Below are 243 nucleotides of genomic sequence, written 5' to 3'. Positions count from 1 at the left end.
AGTTTATCACTTTCTAGCTGGTTGGTTGAACGCTAAGGAAGGTAAAGAGTTGTTAGCCTTGTTTATTTCAAACTTTGTTGAGTACTACAACACAGGTTGTTATCAGGTAACGGTTACTACTGAGTAACTGGAGGTTTTTATGGCTGAAGTACAAGCGGTTAAAGATCTTGATACAGTAAGGCTCGTTAGCTATTTACTAGAAAAGCGCTGCTCAAGGCAAATGAGCCAAATATGGAACATTGG

Annotated in this window: 1 protein-coding gene; it reads left to right on the top strand. The window is 39.1% G+C overall.

Going from position 1 to position 243, the window contains the following annotated elements; all coding sequences use genetic code 11:
• On the top strand, positions 1–127 hold a 127-nt coding region (locus tag SB756_RS34185; protein WP_410913769.1), incomplete at its 5' end, for a DUF2787 family protein.
• Positions 128–243 lie beyond the last annotated feature (116 nt).

Origin of the sequence: Pseudomonas sp. SIMBA_068, from assembly GCF_046534705.1 — a bacterium.
In the GTDB taxonomy this organism is placed as follows: Bacteria; Pseudomonadota; Gammaproteobacteria; order Pseudomonadales; family Pseudomonadaceae; genus Aquipseudomonas; species Aquipseudomonas putida.
The sequence above is the reverse complement of the archived record's forward strand: the minus strand, read 5'-3'. Positions and strand labels throughout refer to the sequence as shown.